Source organism: Paenibacillus sp. 7541, assembly GCF_002276395.1.
Taxonomy (GTDB): Bacteria; Bacillota; Bacilli; order Paenibacillales; family Paenibacillaceae; genus Paenibacillus_AQ; species Paenibacillus_AQ campinasensis.
In genome coordinates, this window is record NZ_NQLZ01000032.1 from 65,253 (window position 1) to 84,579 (window position 19,327).

The window sequence follows — 19,327 nt, forward strand, 5'->3', positions numbered from 1 at the left end:
AATCATGCAATTTCTCGGGCATGTCGTTCGATTTATCGTAGCCGCGCTCGTTCTTATGGTTGTGGGATGGATCGTTCCCCAATTCTCGGTAGGCGGATTTGGCAGCGCCTTGCTGCTCTCCCTTGTCATTGCCCTGATCGGCTGGGCGATTGAGGGGATTTTCGGCAAAAAAGTTACGCCTTTCGGACGCGGGATCGTAGGCTTCCTGGTCAGTGCACTTGTTATCTACATTGCCCAGTTCGTCGTTGGTGGCGTAAGTGTGTCTGTATTAGGCGCCATTCTTGCAGCACTCGTGATCGGGATTATCGATCTGTTCATCCCTGTCTCGACGCCGTTTGAAGCCGGTAAAAGCAGAAACAACGACTGATCTGGTGCTTGATCAGGGGATGAGCTGCTTGTGCAGCGTAAAACAGGGAAGGCTGCCCTTAAGGTCTTTGAGCTTGGGGCGGCCTTTGCTGTTTTTTTGCGGTTACTCACATTGAAGATTACGCCGTCCACTCATAGCAGGACAAGCAGCGTTCACCAATTTTTCAAATCAGACATGTGCATCCTTTTCCAATCTGGGCTATGATAAAGCTTGAAAATTCATATTTATTTTATATATAGGGGAGATTAATATGAAAAAAAGCATTGCACTCGCGGTGACGTGTGCTCTTCTTCTTGTACTGGCAGCCTGTGGCGGAAATCAAAATGAAGCCCAGAATGATTCCGGCATTATGGAGACCGGTGTGGCTCCTGAAGCAGAGCTTGTAATCAAAGGCTCCAACTTCAAGTTTGATCAGGAGGAGTATCATTTGAAGAAGGGGGTGCCTGTCCAAATCTCTTATGAGAACGAGGAGGGCAACCACGGCATTATGATTCCCGGCCTTGGCCTTCAGCTTGACCGCAACAACAACTCCAAAGTTATCGTTCCGGAGGAAACCGGGGAATTTGAAGTTTCCTGCTCCATCATGTGCGGTTCCGGACATAGCCAGATGATCTCCAAGATCATCGTTGAGGAATAAGCAGCACCATCATCTGAAATGATGACATAGGCAGCTATTGCTGCTGTATAACGTTATTCGTAAAAGAGCGATCATCCGTGGCCGTCTGGACCATGAATGACCGCTCTTTTATTGCATGTATGCCACAGACTGGCCGCGCCCATGCCCCGCCTAGACAGCGAAAGCATGGAGAACAGGCCGGCAGCCGGATGTTAATGCTGATCCTGCTCAATCAGTTCAATCCACTCGTTGTATTCCACCTGAAGCTTGGCGTATTCATCCTGCAGCTTCGCATATTCATCCTGCAGTTTGGCATGCTCCTGGGCCAGCTTCTCACTCTTCTCCGCCTGCATCTCTTGTTCGGACTGCATCATCCGATACTGATGCATCACCATCTCATACTGCTCTCCAAGCTGGGCATATTGTTCGGAGGCGCTATTCTTCTCCTCCTCCAGCCGCTCGCAGGTCTGACGGGAAGCGGCAATCTCGCGCTGCCATGTCTGAAGCTCCTCCTCATAAGCACGCTGAGCCTGCTGCAGCTCGTTGCGCTCGGCAGCCAGTTCATCGTACTTCGACTGCCAGCTGGCCATCTCTTGTTCCGAGCGGGTCAGCCGCTCTCTTAGTTCCTGCTCCGCCTGCTCGCTGACTGCCGCCTTCTTGCGCAGCTCCTCCAGCTGGCTGGAGACCGTGTCATACTCTTCCTCCAGCATGGCATACAGCTTGGCTGTTTCCTCTTCCCGAAGCGCCGCCTCCTTGCCGAAACGCTCCAGCTCTTCGTATTTCAGCTGAAGCTGCTTCAGCTCATCCTGCGCACGGATGCGGCTGGCTGCCGCCCTGTCCGCCTCGTCCTTCAAAGCTGAGAGTTCCTGCTGCAAGGATGTCAAGCTCTCTTCCAGCGTCTCGTTAGCTTCCATCAGCTCCACGATTCGCATCTCGAGTTCGCCGGTTTCCTCCTTGCGCTGCTCGGCCAGCTTGCGCCATGACTCCAGCTCGGAGTTTAGCGACTTGGCCTCTTCCTGCAGCTTGCGGTTCGTCTGGTTGGCGTCAACGACAAGCTTCTGCAAGCGGCGGCGCTCCTCCTCGGATTTGGCCTCTTCCGCTTTCCGTTCATTCAACTCCTGCGCCTGTTCCTCGACCTTCGCACGGGCAGAGGTCAGCTCCTTGCGCAGACCATCCGCCTCTTGCTCTACGTTCGCAAGCTGCTCCTTCAGCTTGGCCGAGTCGGTGCGAATCGCATTCATATCCTTCTCCGCCGCAGATAAGCGAGTCTTCAGCTGCTCGCCTTGACTACGCTGCTCAGCTAGCTGCTGCTCCATCTTCCGCGCTGCTTCCGTATGCCGCTGCTCGCTTTGAGCCAATGCTTGCTTTCGGCTGTTCTCCAGCTTGTCCAGCGCTTGCTTGTGCTCATCCGCCAGCTGTTTCAGCTGCTGCGCATGATTGCGCTTTAGATCCTCCAGTGCCTGCTTGTGGCGCCGTTCCATTTCCTCAAGCTCGCCTGTCCGCTTCTCCTCAAGCTGCCGCTTCTCCTCCGACAATGCCTGCACCCGCTCGGACTCCTTCTGAAGCAGCTCCTTCGTCCGCTCAGCCTCTGCGCTCAAATTCTCATTCTCGGCACGATATTGCTCGGCCAGCGCGGTCTTCTCCGCCAGCTTCTGCTCCATTTGCTCACTCTGCTGCCGATGCCGCTCCTGCTGTTCAATCTGCAGTCCCTGAACTTTGGCAAGCTCGGAGCGCAGCTCGTTACGCTCGGCCGTGAGCTGTCTGGCTTCATCCCGGTACTGCTGCATCTGCAGCGCTTCCTCTGCCATATGTACCGCTGCAAGGACAGCGATGCGCGGGGTGTCCAGGCGCGAATGGTTCTTGGAAATGGTGCGCATACGCTCATCTACATAACTGGCAACCTGCTTCGTATACTCCGCGCTGTTGCCAACAAGTTTATAAGAAGTTCCGTATATCTCTACAGTTACACGAGAACGGTCCGGTGTAGTCACAGTTGTGCCCTCCTTCAAATGTGAGTAGATTCTAAGATGTCTATCAGTGGTCATGCCTCTTTCATCATTATATATGAGAAAAGATGTCCAGACGAACCTTCATGTTGTCGGGGCAGTCGAATCCTATCATCAAGCAAGAACAAATAGCCCGCATCGAATCTCTTACCGTAAATGGATTCGATGCGGGCTTTCACAATTCCTGCTATTTTCTTAATTCCGCGCCAAAAGTTTGCTCCAGCGCCAAAACGGCTTTTTCCGTCACTGCTGCGACTTCTTCATCCGTCAGCGTCCGCTCTTGATGGCGGTACGTGAGCGAGATCGCAACGCTCTTTTTCCCTTCGCCAAGCTTGCTTCCTGTGAACACATCGAATACTCTGACGTTTTGCAGCAGTTCGCCCGCATGCTCGCGAATGACACGGATCAGTGCAGCCGCTTCGATCGCTTCATCAACCACGATAGCCAAATCGCGCTCCATGCCCGGGAATCGTGGCAGCTCGCGGTATTGCACACGGCTGTTCGCCAGCTCGTAAAGCGGCTCAAGACGAATTTCCGCAGCATACGTATCCTCCAGATCCAGCTCCTGCTGAATCGTCGGATGAATTTGCCCCAGAATCCCGAGCAGCTGCTTGCGCTCGCCAGTTCCGACATATACCGAGGCCGAGCGTCCAGGATGGAAGCTCTTCGGCTGATTCGCTTCATACGAGACTTGATCGGCATCGATGCCCAGATAGCTGAGAATGCTCTCCAGCGCGCCCTTCAGATCAAAGAAATCGACCTTCTCCGGCTGTGTGTTCCACTGCTTCGTTCCTTTGCGCCCGGACAGCAGCAGTCCGAGAACCGGGCTTTCCTCAGGCTGACGAGTCAGCACGTCCTCATCGGTGTGGAACAAGTTCCCGATTTCAAACAGCGCCAGATCCGGCTGTTTGCGGTTGCTGTTATACACCGCAACATCCAGCAGCTGCGGCAGCAGGCTTGTGCGCAGCACGCCGCGATCCTCACTCATCGGCATCGCCAGCTTAACCGCCTTGGCAGCCGGGTTAAGTCCTGTAAAAGCTTCAGCCTGCTGCGGATGAATGAAGGAGTAGCCAAGTACCTCCTGGAAGCCGCCATGCGTCAGCAGCTTGCGCAGCGAGCGGCGAACCGCCTGTGCCTTCGTCAGTGCGCCTGGTGTTGTCGGCCCTTCAATCGCCGTGGTCGGAATGTTGTCATAGCCGTACAGACGCGCAACCTCTTCAATGAGATCCACATCCAGCTGGATGTCTCCGCGGCGGGTTGGCACTTCAACGTCCAGCAGGCCCGTATCCGCGTCACCGCACGGGAAATGCAGGCGGCTGAAGATCGTTTTGACCTCAAGCAGCGACAATTGCGTGCCCAGATAACGATTCAGCTTCTCCAGCGACAGCTTCAGCACTTTCGCTTCAGCCTTCGCATCGCCGGCTTCTACGATCCCCTGATGCACAGCCCCTCCGGCATATTCAGCCATCAACTCCGCCGCACGGTTCAGTGCCGGAATGACAGCCGCCGGATCCACTTCCTTCTCGAACCGGGAGCTGGCTTCCGAGCGCAGGCCGAGCTGGCGGGAAGTTTTGCGTACCGTCCCGCCATCGAACTTCGCCGACTCCAGGAAAATATTGACCGTAGCGTCTGTGACCTCCGAATCGAGGCCGCCCATCACACCGGCTAGAGCGGCTGGCTTTCCGCCCGAGGCGATGACCAGCATATGCGGCTCAAGTCTGCGCTCCTGCCCATCGAGCGTCACCATCTTTTCGCCGGCTTCCGCAAGACGAACATGGATGGCGCCGTCTGTCAACCGATCCGCGTCAAACGCATGCAGCGGCTGTCCGTACTCCAGCATCACATAGTTTGTGATATCCACGATGTTGTTGATCGGACGAATGCCAGCTGCCATCAGACGGTTCTGCATCCACAGCGGAGATGGGCCAATGGTCACACCGGCAATATAGCGGGCCGCATAATGGCTGCATTGCTCCGGGGCATCAATGCGGACAGCGATGCGATCCGATGCCGGATTTCCGGTTTCTTCCAGATTCTTCTCCGGCTGCGGCAGCGTCAATTCCCGTCCCAGAATAGCGCTCACTTCATACGCCGCGCCAACCATGCTAAGGCAATCCGAACGGTTTGGCGTCAGATCCAGCTCCAGTACCTGATCGTTTAGCCCAAGCACCTCAACAATCGGTCTACCGATTTCCGTATCCTCCGGAAGAACAAGAATCCCTTCCTGAAGCTCCTTTGGAAGCAGCTTGTCATTCATGCCCAGCTCTTTGGCAGAACAGATCATGCCTTGGGACAGCACGCCGCGCAGCTTCGCTTTCTTGATGTCGAGCCCGCCCGGCAGCTTGGCGCCCACCAGCGCCACCGGCACCTTTTGTCCGGCATCCACATTTTTCGCTCCGCATACGATCTGCAGGTCCTCTTCTTGACCGGCATCCACGATGCATACGTTCAGCTTGTCGGCGTCCGGATGCTTCTCCTTGCTCTTGACATATCCGACGACCACCTTGCTGACCCCTTGATTGCGATTCTCAATAATATCAATCTCGATCCCTGCGGAGGTGATGCGGCTGGCCAGCTCCTCGGCCGTCACACCCTCCAGCGATATATAATCCGATAACCACTCGGTTGATACTCTCATCGTTTTCTCACTTCCCTTGTCGTTAAAGTTAGATCCGTGCGAACTGATTCAGGAATGACATGTCATTGTTGAAGAAGTGACGAATGTCATCCACGCCGTATTTAAGCATCGCGATGCGCTCAACCCCCATGCCGAAAGCAAAGCCGCTATACTTCTGCGGATCATATCCGCCCATCTCCAGCACCTTCGGATGAACCATCCCGCAGCCCAAAATTTCAAGCCATCCGGTATGCTTGCACACCCTGCAGCCACTGCCGCCGCATCTCACGCAGGACACATCCACCTCGGCACTTGGCTCCGTGAACGGGAAGAAGCTCGGACGCAGGCGGATGCGCGTATTATCGCCAAACATCTCCTGCACGAACTGCAGCAGCGTTCCCTTCAGGTCACTCATGCGAATATTCTCACCGATGACCAGCCCTTCGATCTGGTGGAACTGGAAGGAGTGAGTCGCATCATCATCATCCCGGCGGAATACACGGCCTGGACAAATGATTTTCACTGGCGCTTCCCCGGCCATTGCCAGCATCGTGCGCGCCTGTACCGGCGAAGTCTGGGTCCGCATCAGCAGATCCTCTGTTAGATAGAAGGAATCCTGCATATCACGGGCCGGATGGTTCTTCGGCAGATTAAGCGCCTCGAAGTTGAAATAGTCAGTCTCCACCTCCGGGCCCTCCGCGACGCGATAGCCCATGCCGATAAAAATATCCTCGATATCTTGGATAACCTTGCTGAGCGGATGAATCGCTCCTTGGGTTAATTTGCGCCCAGGCAGCGTCACATCAATCTTCTCGGCGCGAAGTCTCTCCTCGGTCTCCTTGGCGCGGAACGCCTCCTGCTTCTCGGTAATCACCTGTTCAATCGCTCCGCGTACATCGTTGGCAACTTGTCCAATGACCGGACGCTCGTCTGCGCTAAGTTGGCCCATACCGCGTAAAATTTCGGTAAGCGCCCCTTTTTTGCCAAGATACTTCACCCGCAGATCATTCAGCTGCTGCGGATCACTAACGCCTTGCAGCTCGGACAAAGCCGCCTGCTTCAATGCTTCCAATTTCTCTTTCATAGCTGTTTGCACACCCCTTCATAAACTCGTAAAGCTTCGGCTCGTTAACATCATCAAGGACAGAACCACTTTCCCGGAAAACAGACCGCGCCCTCACACGGAAGCGGAATTTATGTTGTGATATAAGGAAGCCGGGTCCTTCCAACCTTCTAAGCTTGCCTATATCAAAAAAGGCCTTTTCTCCCGCAAGGGACGAAAAGACCGTGGTACCACCCTAATTCACACACGCCCATCACCTTACGAACGGCTGGCTTCAGCCTCCGCTTGATACAGCTTCAGCCTGAACGGCTTACTGCCTGACGCCAAGCGATTCGCAGCAATGCGCATGCTCACTTTGCCGACGTAACGAATCGGACCCGTTACCCCCTACTGACCGGCGCCCGGCCGTGTTCAGGGGACTGCTCCGGAGCGAACTTCAGCAGCCTGATTCCGTGAAGATACTTTCAATCCATGGCATCTTCTCCCTGTACAGAAGCACTGCTTACTCTTCTCCATCATTGCATTTGGATATAAACATCATGTCTCATTATATTCATTATTGCCCTCCATGACAAGCGCATATCCTGACAGAAGGACAAAAAAGAGCGCCCGCCATGCTCGCCTAGGCAACAGCCTCATCCATTCACGCACGAGGCCAAGATCAAATTCATCTTTTTGATTTGTTAGCCTGCATGGCGCCCAGCTCTTCACGCAGCGCGCGAATTTCGCGAATGCGCTGCTGCTCCACCTCAGCCTCAGCCGGTTCAGCCTGTAGCAGCTCCTGAATGCGGTACTCCAGCTCCATGCGCCGATTATCCTTGCCAGTGTCTCCATGGATCACCGTGGTACGGGCCGCCTGCTCCTCTTCCTCCATCACAGTGCCTTCAAACCAGGCCGGCTGGCCGTCATCCTGCAGCGTAAGCAGGCGATTCGCCACCTGGCGAATCAAATACCGGTCATGGGAGACCAGCACCATCGCTCCCGGAAAGGAGGTCAGCACATTCTCAATCACTTCCCGGGTATCCACGTCGAGGTAATTGGTCGGTTCATCCAGTACCAGTAGATGCGCGCCGCTGAAGTACAGCTTCAGAAAAGCCGCACGGCATTTTTCACCCATGCTGAGATCTCCAATCTTCTTGTACACATCATCCCTGCTGAACAGAAAGCTTCCGAGAAGTGTTCGAGCCTGGCTTTGGGTCATCTCGGGCAAGACGAGCAGGCTGTCCAGCAGCGTAGCCTCCTGGTCCAAGTTGTCGAGCTCCTGGGAGAAATACCCGATGTTCAGCGCCGGATGGAGCACCACCTTCCCCTCCTGCGGATCCAGCTGCCCGAGCAGCAGCTTCAGCAGCGTCGTTTTGCCGCTTCCGTTCGCTCCCCGCACAGCAATCCGATCCCCGCGGTTCACCTGAAAGCTAAGCCGGTCAAACAGCCTGCGGTCACCGTAGGAAAACGACATATCCTCCACCCGGACGAGCGTTTTGGCCCCAAGCTCCTCCGCAGTCAGCTTCATATTCAGCTTCCGGACCTCCTTCGGTTTTCTGACCGCCTCCGACTCCAGCCGCTCAAGCGCCTTTTCCTTGGCATGATAGCGGGATATATTTTTATTGGCCTTGGCCTTGTAAAAGCTTGCGGTAATCTTGACCTCTTGATCTCCGGCAGCATTATGCGCCTTGTGGAACCATTCCCTGTACCGCCGGATCGATTCCTCCAGCGCTTTGCGTTCCTGCTCCTGCTTGCGATGCAGCGCCTCCTGCTCCCGGAGCTCACGCTCCTTCTCTCTCCTGTAGGCGGTATAGCCTCCCTTGTAGCGCTTTAGTCCGGCAGAGGTAAGCTCGCAGACAGCGGTCGCCGTGCGGTCGATAAATTCACGGTCATGGGAGACGTACAGCACCGTCCCTTTATACTCCTGCAGCCACTGCTCCAGCCACAGCAGGCTTTCCTGGTCCAGATGGTTGGTCGGCTCATCGAGCAGTAAGAACCGCGGCTCCTGGATCAGCAGTGACGCCAGCATCGCCCTTGTCTTCTGACCGCCGCTCAGACTGTGAAAAGGAGCGTCCCACAGCTGGCTTCCAATACCCATCAAGCTAAGGAAGCGTTCCACATCCGTCTCCCACTGAAAACCGCCAAGCGACTCGTAGTTTTCCATTAGAAGGCCATATCGCTCCAGAATATCTGTCCCCTCGGCATCGACGGAAGACTCATCCGTCTGCATCTTCCGCTCCGTTTCTTCCAGCTCCATTTTGAGCCGGGACAGCGCCTCGTTGCTTTTGCGCCGGACGGCTTCCAGCACACTCGCATCCCCCCAGGACGGCTCCTGTTCCATCCAGCCCCAGGCCGAGCGGGGCAAGCGGATGTCGATGCGCCCACCAGCAGCCTCACGCTCTCCGGTCAACAGGGACAGCAGGGTCGACTTGCCGCAGCCGTTTCGCCCGAACAGCGCAAGCCGCTCCCCTTCAGCGATCTCCAAATTCACATGTTCAAAAATCATTTTGCCAACCAGCTCAACTCGCAGATCCGTTGCTTTCAATATGATGGTCATGCCTCATCATCCTTTCCATTTGGCGGGAATAAACGCTAAAAAACCGCAGACAGTTGTCTGCGGCGGATAAGAGGAATGATGTAAGGTGACCGGCCTGGCGTGTGATCTCTGCCATAAGTCCAAAGCAAATAGGCATCATGTCTACTCCCGCTGGAGTTCCATGAGAAAGAATACACTGCTATCCAGGGATTATGAATGAATGCAATTCCAGCTCCTGCAAGCTGTGAGTCTCATCCTTCGGGCACACCTAATCTTCCCCTCTACCACCGTAGAGTAAGCGTCTGCTAACAAACCTGTGCAGCTGTCGCTTAATAAAAAGATAGGTGTACTTACTTCATCGGACGATAGTACCTCACATTCTTGGAATTTGCGTTCATTATACCAGAAGACGAGTACCGATGCCAAGTGCCGTTGCACGCTTCCAATAGTAACCGGCGATTCCAATATCAAAAACTGCAAGCCCCATCGGGTTGAAGAACACCGGCTCCCGCCGATCGGTCTGCAGCAGCTTCCGTTGCAATACAACATCAGCCAGGGTAATCACGTCGCGCTTTTGTAGGCCAAAGCGCGTATGCAGCAGCTCGATATCCGTGTTTTCCCGGCATACTTCTTCCCAGTCATCCACGACCACCGTAGCGATATGGGCCACGCTGTCCGGAGCATAATCACGCAGGGACACGCCGAGCAGCAGCATCCCTGGACGCGGCCGTTCATTGATATACCGTTCGTTAGAGACAGTACATGTAGCAAAAACATCCGAATTTCTATAAACTTCGCGCCAGTCTTGAGCCACCACCGTGAGCGGACGCAATTCAGCAGGAACCGCTGATACGTCAACGCCCTTCAGATCATAGAGGAAGACCCGCTTCAGCTTCATCCCGAGCAAAGCGGCGCACATGCGAAGATGCAGCTGGCCAATCGGCCCCCAGCCGATGATCCCCAACGCCACGTCAGGCCAGCCCTGCATCTCCATGTAAGCCTGCAGCATCATCCCGCTAACTGCCGCCGTCCGAAGTCCGCTAAGCAGCCCGCTGTGAACAATAGCCACCGGCTGCCCCGTATCCGTATCGTTCAATATGACCGTGTTATGAGCTCGCGGCAGCCCATGCGTTGGATTGTCCGGGAAACTGGCAATCCACTTGATCCCGGCCAGTTTGACGTCCCCTCCAACATAAGCGGGCATAGCAATGATCCGGTTCCGCGGGTTCTGAAATCTTAAGTAAGGCTTTAGCGGCCGAACGGTATCCCCTTCCTCTTCGGTGCGCAGAACCTCTTTTATTACTCCGGTCAAAACAGGCCAGTCGGATCCCCGCTTCCCGAATATGATGATCATTTAAATACAGCATGCCGTTCATCCCTCCACCACACACGGATCAAAGCCCAGCACACGCCTCACCCACGCATCGTCATATACCGTATCCAGATAGCGCTCGCCCCGGTCCGGAAGAATCGCGGCACAAACCGCCCCCGGCGAAATGGCTGAGCGCATGCGGAGGATGGCGGATATGACGCCGCCGGAAGATGCGCCGGCCATAATGGCTTCGTGTTGCAGCAGCAGCCGGCAGCCCTCCACACATTCGCGGTCGGTTACATGCTGCACCAGGTCAGCCATATCCGGCCGGTACAATCCCGGAACGAGCGCGGCCCCGAGCCCCGGGAAAGCGCGTGAGCTTTTCTCTCCGCCAAATATAACGCTTCCAACAGCATCGACCGCCACAATCGTGGTATTCCAGCCTTTCGAACGAATAAAATCCGCGCAGCCACGGAGGGTTCCACAGGAGCTTACACCGCAAAAAAGATAATCGACCGGCCCCAAAGCCTCCCCGATTTCCCGCATGGTCGTCTCTGCATGAGCCAGGCTGTTATCCGGATTGGCGTACTGATTCGTCCAATAGGCATGCGGAATTTCGGCTACCAGCTGCTGCACCCGCTTGATCCGTGCGGGCAAGAATTCACGCGTTTCCGGATCCGGCTCAGACACGAGCTCAATTTCCCCGCCGTAGCTTTGGATGATGCGTTTATGCTGCTCCGTCGTCCGGGGGTCCACTACACAGATAAAGCGCAAGCCCAGCAGCCGGCATAGCTGAGCAAGGCTGATTGCCAGATTGCCTGAGCTGGATTCAATCACAACGCTTTGCGCGGTAATGTCGCCCCGCCTCAGCGCTTCCCTGAGCAGATATAAGGCCGGACGGTCTTTGGCGCTGCCGCCGGGATTCATCCCCTCCAGCTTCCCGTACACATGAAACGGCTCATTTTGAAACAGCCTTGACAGGGCTGCCAGCGGGGTTCTGCCGATAACATCTGCAATGCCGCCTTCCAGTTTCATCTGCGCTCCCTCATTTGTCATAATATATTCTTTTAAGCTTGACGGCCTCATGCGCACCGCCCCCCTCCGGACTGCCGGCGACGACCTGAATTCGGCCGACCAGCCCTGCGCGGACCATGGCACTGATCTCCGGTATTCGTTCCTCCAGTTCGTCTCGCACAGCGTCCAGTTGGGATTGAGGAATAGCAGGAGCCGCTGCCCCATTGCTACCGCCAGAATCCACGTACACGGTAAGCCCGTGTACATCCATATGAACCCGGATAACAACCTGACCAAGATGGCGATAGACGATGTCCTCGATATCATAAATGCTGATTTTCTCACCATGCTTGAGATCCGGCCCGATCCTCTTGACCACGCTGTGGAAGCTCATTCGCTTCATCCCATCGACCATGATCGGCCGTAGATCACGGACAACATCATATGTTACATAGCGGATAGCAGGAAAGGCCTCCCTGACGGTAGATGTCAGCACCAGTACCTGCTCGCCTGGAGGAAGCGGGTCGATGCCCTGGCCGAGCTGCTCCGTCCCGATCCCTTCCGCCATAAGCCCTTCCGTCAGAAGGTATCGCCCAAGCTGATGGGAATAGTAGGCCATCGTGCCAATCTCAATCGAGCCATACGTATCGGTGATGCACGCTGTCGGCAGACCGAGGCGTTCGGCAACCCCCGCAATCCACCCGGGCGAAGCGATCTCGCCGACCAGTATGACTTGCCGTATCCCGTAATGCGCAGGGTTCGGCGATGCCAGCACAATTCGTTCCAGTATGGACGGCATCGTATACAGCACCTCCGGGCGGAAGCTCTGAAGCTTCTCCAGATGCCGGGCAATCGGAAGCTTGTAGGAGATCGACTCGGCCTTCATGCCAAGCTGCCTGAATACTTCCACCGCCGTCGCCTCGGCATGCCCCGTCCCCATATCGGCTAGTGCAGTCCGGTAGCTACCGGAACCGAGAATCGTCCGGTACACGTCCCGCTTGATCCGCAGATATGCGTCTTCATCCGACGGTGTGTAATATATCGACTTGCGTCTGCCCGAGCTTGTGCCCGACGTTCGATATTCTGAAATCCCGGGGCGGGTGGCCAGCATATTGTCTGCCGTGTAATAGTGGCGCTCCAGCACCGGGGACGTAACGAAGGGAAGCTGTGCTAAAGCTCCGATTTCGCTGCGAACGTCCAGACCTGCCCACGGAACGTACCAGGGGCAGCAGGCAGCTACTTTAACGATCACTGTCTCCAGTTCTTCCGGCGTGATCACAAGGGAAGCTCCTTCCTGACCAAACTGTTTACCCATTCCCAACATCATATGCAAATAGGTGAATTCCCGTATGGGACACTCACCCCGTTAACCTGTCTTTCATCACTGATTGGCATAACGATTCCCGGACGAGACGGAATAAGTTATCGAATGGGCGGGGAACCACACCTCCCGATTGACTGGGCATACAATAGCGGTAAGAGTGGCCAGTTTATATGGAAAGAAGGGACATCATTTGGCCCGCAGACTGATCAAAGGCAAAATGCATGCTCACGCGCTGATGCAATCACACCCGGGGTTGGCCAAGCGCTTGCCGACCCTCCGGTGGATGAACCGCAGCACACTTGTCAGCATGCTCAATCAATACGGCATGGTGTATATTAAACCCAATCTTGGCTCCCAGGGGAACGGGGTGATCCGGGTCGAGAAGCATCCGCAGCACTACAAATTTCATGCCGGGACCGCAGTGAGCGAATTCAGAAGTTATGATGCCATGTATGCCGCCCTCGCCCCACACACCAGGCGTAAGCCATATGTGGTGCAGAAAGGCATCCATGTGCTGAGGCACAAGGGAAGACCCTTCGATTTTCGGGTGATGATTCAGCGAAATCCGAAGCGGGATTGGGAATGCACAGGCATCTTTGGCCGCCTAGCCCACCCGGGGAAGGCGGTCACGAACGGAAGCCAGGGCGGCACCATCTATGAACCATCCGCTCTGCTCGCCCCACGCGCCGGCACAAGCCGAACGCCGTACCTGCTCCGCATCATGAACCGCCTGGCCTATAAAACCGCGGCAACACTCAGCTCAAAGTATCCGCAGCTGAACGAATTGGGGCTGGATATCTGTTTAGACCGGAAGCTTAATCCCTGGATTCTCGAGGTCAATACGATTCCGGATCCGAAGCCGTTCACACTGCTGCCGAACCCGCGCATGCTTTCGAGAATAATCGCTTACGGCCGCGCCTACGGCAGGCGCTACAATCTCAAAGTGACCAAAGCGAGAAAGGCCTGATTTGTTCAACGTTCCGTTGTACGTCGGCGATGCTCCTTCTCACGCGCGGTCGTTGTAAGCGCCGTTCAAGGATTGGAGCACAACGCTAACTGCCCGCCGACAGATATCGGCGGGCAGTTCCATATGGCCAGAAAGCGATGCTTGAAGTTAGGACTGCATCTGCCCCACGACTTGCCCCCTTAGTGGAAGCTGCCGCAAACCATACCAGCAGAAAACAAAAAGAGAATCCCTTGCTACAGCAAGGGATTCTCTTCTTCTATCCGTTAAGCGGGTGATGGGAATCGAACCCACGCTACCAGCTTGGAAGGCTGGAGTTCTACCATTGAACTACACCCGCATATTCCCACAAAAGTGATGTAAACTCCGCAGTGAACCTCTCATTACCTTTGCGGGGCTCATATCAAAAGCATAAACGAATCGGGACGACACGATTTGAACATGCGACCCCCTGGTCCCAAACCAGGTGCTCTACCAAGCTGAGCTACGTCCCGTCATGATGAAGCGCCGTTCTTAACGACAAAATTAAATATACCACGCTGAGAAATAAATTTCAACCATTTTTTATTGGGATTCAGAATAAAAAGATCGAAGATCAGGACTCGGTTGCGAGCCGATCTTCGATCCTCGATCTTGACCACAAGCTGGTCCTCAGGACTTTTTCTTCGGTTCAAACGTCACTTCCGGTGTCGTCAGCTTGTCATAGAAGTCCACAAATTTATCCTTGTCCTCCGACGCCCGCAATGCCATGGCCGAGCGAGGGTGTTCATCCAGCGTTCCCGTCACCATATACGGGATGATGTATCCCCACTCCACCTGTTCGCGAAGCGGAATCATGAAGCGTTCAATAATATCAAGGATTGGACGCAGCTCATACTTCGTCCCTTTCAGATGCGTGACCAGCAGCTCCGTCGGGCAGTTGCCCGCCGCGCGTCCCATGCCGTATACGGAGGCGTCCAGCAGCTCAACGCCAAGCTCTGCAGCCACCAGTGTATTCGAGAACGCCAGCTGCATATTGTTATGGGTATGTACGCCAAGCCGCTTGTTCGGCAGATGCGTCTTGAACTTGTTGACCAGATATTCGATGTCCTTGTGGTCCAGACTGCCATAGGAATCGACGATGTATACAACGTCCACTACACTTTCCTTGATTAGTTCGAACGCCTCAAGCAGCTCATTCTCCATCACATTGGAGAGAGCCATAATGTTCAGGGTCGTTTCATATCCCCGTTCGTGGAAGGTCTGAACGAGATCAAGCGCCTTGTCCACATCTTTGATGTAACAGGCGACGCGGATCAGATCAAGCAGACTCTCTTCACGCGGCAAAATATCATCCTCATCCACACGGCCAATGTCGACCAGAGCGGACAGCTTCGTTTTCCCCTTGTGCGGGATAACCTCTCTCAAAAAGTCATCATCAAGAAAACGCCACGGTCCCGCCGAATCCGCCCCTTTCAGAAGCTTCGGCGAGTTCTTGTAACCAATCTCCATATAATCCACGCCGGCCTCATTCAGGCTGGCATATAAATTTTGAACGAATTCCACACTGAAATCCCAGTTGTTCACCAATCCGCCATCTCGAATCGTACAATCTACGATCTTCGTGTGACTGCTCTTGATCACGTCGTTACACTTCCTCTCGGCAAGTTTTCTATTCATAATACTTGAAGCCCCGGCAAAAATCAAAGCAAAAATGGCGAAACGCCGGGTGCTCGGACATCGTATCTAAATATAAGCGGCACACCTGCTGCGAAAAGTGCTCAGGTACCAACATCCACAGGGGCATTATAGAGCAGCAGCATAGGGCAGCAAAGAAAAAGCCATTCCTCTCGGAACAGCTTGGATTTTCTTCATTATATTAAATTTCCGGCATGTGCAGCTTGGGGAATGTAATGACAAATTCGGTTCCTGCTCCAACCTGACTGTCCACAGAGATGGAGCCGCCATGGTTTTTGATGATGCGGTAGCTGACAGATAAGCCCAGGCCTGTACCGCTTTCCTTCGTCGTAAAGAATGGGTTGAACAGATGATTGAGCGTATTTTGATCCATGCCTCCGCCGTTGTCCGAGATGCAAATGTTGACATGCTTATCTCTGAGCTGCGTAGAGATTTCAATTCGGCCTGACACATCATCATGCTCTCTTTCATCAATGGCATCCAGCGCATTTTTAATAATATTCAGAATGACCTGTTTAATCTGCTTCACATCGACCGATATAAAGGTGGGCGGTTCTTCGTCAGTATGTAATATAATCTGACACCCCTTCATCAGCGCCTCGCTCTCGGTGAGCAGCACTACTTCCTTGAGCAGAGAGGACACCGAGATGACGGTCGTTTCCGGTGCGGAAGGCTTGGATGAATTCAAAAACTCATATATTATATCATTTGCGCGATCAATTTCCGTCAATATGATTCGGGCATACTCGTCCTTGCCAAGCGTAACCAAATGGGGGCGCAGAAGCTGAATAAATCCTCTGATGGATGTCAGAGGATTTCGGATTTCATGAGCTATGGATGCTGATATTTTGCCAAGCATAGCCAGCTTATCGTTCTGGTAAGCCGTTTGCTCAATCTGCTTAAAATCAGACACATCCTTAACACTGATCAGAAAATCCCCTTCCATCTGGTCACCATAAGTCATCGTTATCAGCCAGGAGCGGCCATACTCATCAACCAGCTCATGAAACCTTCTTCGATGGAAGATCGTCTCACGAAACAATCTCAGTATCTTTTTCTTTTTAAACCTGGACAACTGCGGATGCCGCAGCAGCTGTGTGAGCGTGCAGCCGGTTAGCGACTTTCTGGGCACGCCCAGCAGCTTTGCCATCTGCACATTAACAAACGTCAGTACTCCATCCGCATCAAAGAGGATGATCCCGCTATCCAGATTCTCCAATATATTCTCATACTTGTTCCTAATCAATTGACTCGATTGAAAGGAACGAATCGCTTGCAGCTCCGATTCACGAATTTGACTCAACAAGATGGCCCCCCCTTTTCTCAAAAAAGTAGAACTCACCACGACAACATGCATGCGACCCACAAAAATCAGCTTGTCCTTGAATCAAAAACAGCTAAGACGCTGCTAACATTGGTTTTTCTCCATGATAGGCAACTCAATGCGCAAACGTCAATCAGAAATCCTGTCGAATAATGGACCCTCTATCATGCCCTCCCAAGCATTTATGTATGATGAAATAGCGACAACCCCATCATTTGGCCCTGTTAGCAAACTAACATACATTATTTACCCAAAAATCCCAAAATGAAACATTAAAAAAGCCTCGGTCATAAACGAGGCTTCGGAAGTTTCAATCTATGGCTGCTGCTGGAGACGAAGTCTGCGTTGACTCATCACTGCCAAGCGCCTCTTTAATTCGCCTTGCCATTTTTCATCCTTCATCCATTTGGCAACTGCAAGCAGATCCAGCGACATATCAATTTGATTCTGTACGACCGTGAGCGGATCTTCCGACTCGCGGTTGACAACATTCTCGAAGATGGAATCCTCATCCTCCATCACATAATCCTGGAAATCGACATGGGAAGCGCCGTCCCCATGGGCGTATTCCGCCAAAATCTCATATTCGTTCTCTACCCGATAATGAACCTCGACCCGGTGACAAACCGGACAGAAAAGCAGGGGAACATTATGTACTTGAGTCCGATAATGCTTAAGCGTACCTTTTGTACCCATCATACTAGCCCCGCAGCAAAAACTCATACCGTTCACCCTCCTCGAATCATACTCGGCCATTTCAAGTTATTGTATTCGCTTTCAGCGTCTATAATTCCTGCATGCTCAACCATCGCCTTAAAAATTAGGCCGATATGACTATTTTTCACATTGTATACAGTATAATTCAACAAGACGGCTGCATTTAAACATAAAATTCTCTGCCTTCCGCGATCAATCCTTCTTCTCCGGTGCAAAAAAAACTCATGGTCTGAAAGAACAGATCATGAGGGGTGACTGACTTCGGGAAATCACAGCGCCCAGGTCGGATGCTCCGGCTTGACTTGCACCGGATGACTGACCAAGCGATGGGCGATGATCGACATCCTCATCAACATCTGTATGAGAACATTACTAGTGTCTACGCATACCTGTTGTTCTAAACGTCTCACTAAAAATGTTATCATCCCACTATTCCCAAGTCAATATTATAAAAACTATCATCTTAAAATGATTATAATTAAATTCGTGTTATTGGCGAATCGCAGCAGCGATCAGATCGCCCATCTCGGTTGTGCTCAGCGCCTTGCTCTTGTCTGTCGCGATATCCGCCGTGCGATGCCCGGCATCCAGCACTTCCGAAACCGCCCGCTCAATCGCATCGGCTGCTTCGGCATAACCAAAGGTCAGGCGATACATCAGCGCTACCGACAGAATCGTGGCAATCGGATTCGCCAGGCCTTGGCCGGCGATGTCCGGTGCGGACCCGTGCACAGGCTCGTACAAACCGAAGGCGCCTTCGCCCATCGAAGCAGAGGCCAGCATACCGATCGAGCCGGTCAGCATCGCCGCTTCGTCACTCAAAATATCGCCGAACATGTTCTCTGTCACGATAACATCGAAGCTTGCCGGGCGGCGAAGCAGCTGCATCGCACAGTTGTCAACGAGTACATGCTCCAGCTCGACATCCGGATACTCCGGAGCGATCCGGTTGACCGTCTCACGCCACAGGCGGGACGTTTCCAACACGTTTGCTTTGTCAACAGAAGCCAGCTTCTTCCGGCGCTTCTGGGCAATTTCAAATGCCTGGCGAACAATGCGCTCTACTTCGGCCGTATTGTACACACAGGTGTCTACCGCCTCTTCGCCGCCTGCGCCTTCACGTCTGAACTTCTCGCCGAAATAAATGCCCCCGGTAAGCTCGCGCACGACCATCAGATCGGTTCCTTCAAGCACTTCCGGCTTCAGCGTCGATGCATCCTTCAAGCAGTCAAAAATAACGGCCGGGCGAAGGTTCGAGAACAGGCCCAGCTCCTTGCGAATGCCAAGCAGCCCGGTTTCCGGACGCAGTTCCTTCGGATTGTTGTCCCATTTCGGCCCGCCTACAGCGCCAAGCAGAACAGCGTCGGCGCTTCTGCATACGCGCAGCGTCTCCTCAGGCAGCGGTGTCCCCTTCTCGTCAATGGCGATGCCGCCAAACAGGGCATGCTCGGTTGTAAAGGAATAGCCGAATACTTCTTCCGTACGCTTTATAATTTTTTCCGCTTCCGCCACCACTTCAGGACCAATGCCGTCCCCGGCGATCACGGCGATTTTCTTCGTTTCTGACATCCGTTGTCACTCCTTCATTATGAGCACCATGCTCAATATCTTCTAGTTACTGTTGTAACATACTTCCGCCTATATTGACCAAGATACAGAAACTATGAACTTAATTTGTTTTGCCTATAAGTAGGGGGGCGAGCCGAAGGGTGGGTGCTTCGAGGACGTACTTCCTTGATAGGGGCTCCGTTGATGCATTTCCTTGTGGGGATGCTCCGATGACGTACTTCCTTGATAGAGGCTCCGAT

The 19,327-nt window shown here is 53.7% G+C and carries 14 protein-coding genes and 2 tRNA genes; 3 read left to right on the forward strand and 13 right to left on the reverse strand.

Annotation, left to right across the window (positions count from 1 at the left end; genetic code table 11):
- Nucleotides 1-4: 4 nt before the first annotated feature.
- Together CHH75_RS19180 and CHH75_RS19185 are read left to right on the forward strand one after the other, a co-directional pair.
- Entirely contained in the window at nucleotides 5-367 is a 363-nt protein-coding gene (locus CHH75_RS19180) for a phage holin family protein (protein WP_095266327.1), read from the forward strand.
- Nucleotides 368-617: 250 nt separating this feature from the next.
- Nucleotides 618-1,004, forward strand: a complete 387-nt coding sequence (locus CHH75_RS19185; RefSeq protein WP_095266326.1) for a cupredoxin domain-containing protein — start codon at nucleotides 618-620, stop codon at nucleotides 1,002-1,004.
- A gap of 191 nt (nucleotides 1,005-1,195) precedes the next feature.
- Here the strand turns inward: CHH75_RS19185 and zapA are convergent, their stop codons facing one another.
- From zapA to CHH75_RS19220, 7 genes are all read right to left on the reverse strand, one after another.
- The gene (zapA, locus tag CHH75_RS19190; protein WP_095398943.1) at nucleotides 1,196-2,974 is read right to left on the reverse strand and encodes a cell division protein ZapA; all 1,779 of its coding nucleotides are present in this window, start codon (nucleotides 2,972-2,974) and stop codon (nucleotides 1,196-1,198) included.
- Nucleotides 2,975-3,176: 202 nt separating this feature from the next.
- Nucleotides 3,177-5,627, reverse strand: a complete 2,451-nt coding sequence (gene pheT / locus CHH75_RS19195; protein WP_095266324.1) for a phenylalanine--tRNA ligase subunit beta — start codon at nucleotides 5,625-5,627, stop codon at nucleotides 3,177-3,179.
- A 28-nt stretch (nucleotides 5,628-5,655) separates the two neighbouring features.
- Entirely contained in the window at nucleotides 5,656-6,690 is a 1,035-nt protein-coding gene (gene pheS / locus CHH75_RS19200; RefSeq protein ID WP_095266323.1) for a phenylalanine--tRNA ligase subunit alpha, read from the reverse strand.
- A 646-nt stretch (nucleotides 6,691-7,336) separates the two neighbouring features.
- Nucleotides 7,337-9,208 (reverse strand): ribosomal protection-like ABC-F family protein, encoded by a 1,872-nt coding sequence (gene abc-f / locus CHH75_RS19205; RefSeq protein ID WP_095266322.1) that lies wholly within the window; start codon nucleotides 9,206-9,208, stop codon nucleotides 7,337-7,339.
- Nucleotides 9,209-9,584: 376 nt separating this feature from the next.
- On the reverse strand, nucleotides 9,585-10,499 hold the full coding sequence (locus tag CHH75_RS19210) for a 2,3-diaminopropionate biosynthesis protein SbnB (RefSeq protein ID WP_255223077.1): 915 nt from the start codon (nucleotides 10,497-10,499) through the stop codon (nucleotides 9,585-9,587).
- Nucleotides 10,500-10,559: 60 nt separating this feature from the next.
- A complete protein-coding gene (gene sbnA, locus CHH75_RS19215) occupies nucleotides 10,560-11,555 on the reverse strand; it encodes a 2,3-diaminopropionate biosynthesis protein SbnA (protein WP_095266417.1) in 996 nt (331 codons plus the stop codon).
- Nucleotides 11,545-12,828, reverse strand: a complete 1,284-nt coding sequence (locus CHH75_RS19220; protein WP_230875653.1) for a phenylacetate--CoA ligase family protein — start codon at nucleotides 12,826-12,828, stop codon at nucleotides 11,545-11,547. The genes sbnA and CHH75_RS19220 overlap by 11 nt, the downstream gene beginning before the upstream one ends.
- A 199-nt stretch (nucleotides 12,829-13,027) precedes the next feature.
- Between CHH75_RS19220 and CHH75_RS19225 the strand changes: the two genes are divergently transcribed.
- Nucleotides 13,028-13,804, forward strand: a complete 777-nt coding sequence (locus CHH75_RS19225) for a YheC/YheD family protein (protein ID WP_095398944.1) — start codon at nucleotides 13,028-13,030, stop codon at nucleotides 13,802-13,804.
- 266 nt (nucleotides 13,805-14,070) lie between these two features.
- Here CHH75_RS19225 and CHH75_RS19230 read toward each other — a convergent pair.
- The 6 genes from CHH75_RS19230 to leuB form a co-directional block, all read right to left on the reverse strand.
- Nucleotides 14,071-14,141, reverse strand: a tRNA-Gly gene (locus CHH75_RS19230).
- Between the two features lie 80 nt (nucleotides 14,142-14,221).
- A tRNA-Pro gene (locus CHH75_RS19235) sits at nucleotides 14,222-14,295 on the reverse strand.
- 157 nt (nucleotides 14,296-14,452) lie between these two features.
- Complete coding sequence (locus tag CHH75_RS19240; RefSeq protein ID WP_095266320.1) at nucleotides 14,453-15,424, reverse strand: aldolase catalytic domain-containing protein; 972 nt, start codon at nucleotides 15,422-15,424, stop codon at nucleotides 14,453-14,455.
- A 235-nt stretch (nucleotides 15,425-15,659) separates the two neighbouring features.
- Complete coding sequence (locus CHH75_RS19245) at nucleotides 15,660-16,784, reverse strand: ATP-binding protein (RefSeq protein ID WP_095266319.1); 1,125 nt, start codon at nucleotides 16,782-16,784, stop codon at nucleotides 15,660-15,662.
- A gap of 333 nt (nucleotides 16,785-17,117) precedes the next feature.
- The gene (locus tag CHH75_RS19250) at nucleotides 17,118-17,525 is read right to left on the reverse strand and encodes a hypothetical protein (RefSeq protein WP_095266318.1); all 408 of its coding nucleotides are present in this window, start codon (nucleotides 17,523-17,525) and stop codon (nucleotides 17,118-17,120) included.
- Between the two features lie 483 nt (nucleotides 17,526-18,008).
- Entirely contained in the window at nucleotides 18,009-19,088 is a 1,080-nt protein-coding gene (gene leuB / locus CHH75_RS19255; RefSeq protein WP_095266317.1) for a 3-isopropylmalate dehydrogenase, read from the reverse strand.
- Nucleotides 19,089-19,327 lie beyond the last annotated feature (239 nt).

What these genes read in the sequence shown, in the direction of transcription:
- CHH75_RS19180 (WP_095266327.1), top strand. Translation starts at nt 5, where the DNA reads ATGCAATTTCTCGGGCATGTCGTTCGATTTATCGTAGCCGCGCTCGTT.
- CHH75_RS19185 (WP_095266326.1), top strand. Translation starts at nt 618, where the DNA reads ATGAAAAAAAGCATTGCACTCGCGGTGACGTGTGCTCTTCTTCTTGTA.
- pheT (WP_095266324.1), bottom strand. Translation starts at nt 5,627, where the DNA reads ATGAGAGTATCAACCGAGTGGTTATCGGATTATATATCGCTGGAGGGT.
- pheS (WP_095266323.1), bottom strand. Translation starts at nt 6,690, where the DNA reads ATGAAAGAGAAATTGGAAGCATTGAAGCAGGCGGCTTTGTCCGAGCTG.
- abc-f (WP_095266322.1), bottom strand. Translation starts at nt 9,208, where the DNA reads ATGACCATCATATTGAAAGCAACGGATCTGCGAGTTGAGCTGGTTGGC.
- sbnA (WP_095266417.1), bottom strand. Translation starts at nt 11,555, where the DNA reads ATGACAAATGAGGGAGCGCAGATGAAACTGGAAGGCGGCATTGCAGAT.
- CHH75_RS19220 (WP_230875653.1), bottom strand. Translation starts at nt 12,828, where the DNA reads ATGGGTAAACAGTTTGGTCAGGAAGGAGCTTCCCTTGTGATCACGCCG.
- CHH75_RS19250 (WP_095266318.1), bottom strand. Translation starts at nt 17,525, where the DNA reads ATGAGTTTTTGCTGCGGGGCTAGTATGATGGGTACAAAAGGTACGCTT.
- leuB (WP_095266317.1), bottom strand. Translation starts at nt 19,088, where the DNA reads ATGTCAGAAACGAAGAAAATCGCCGTGATCGCCGGGGACGGCATTGGT.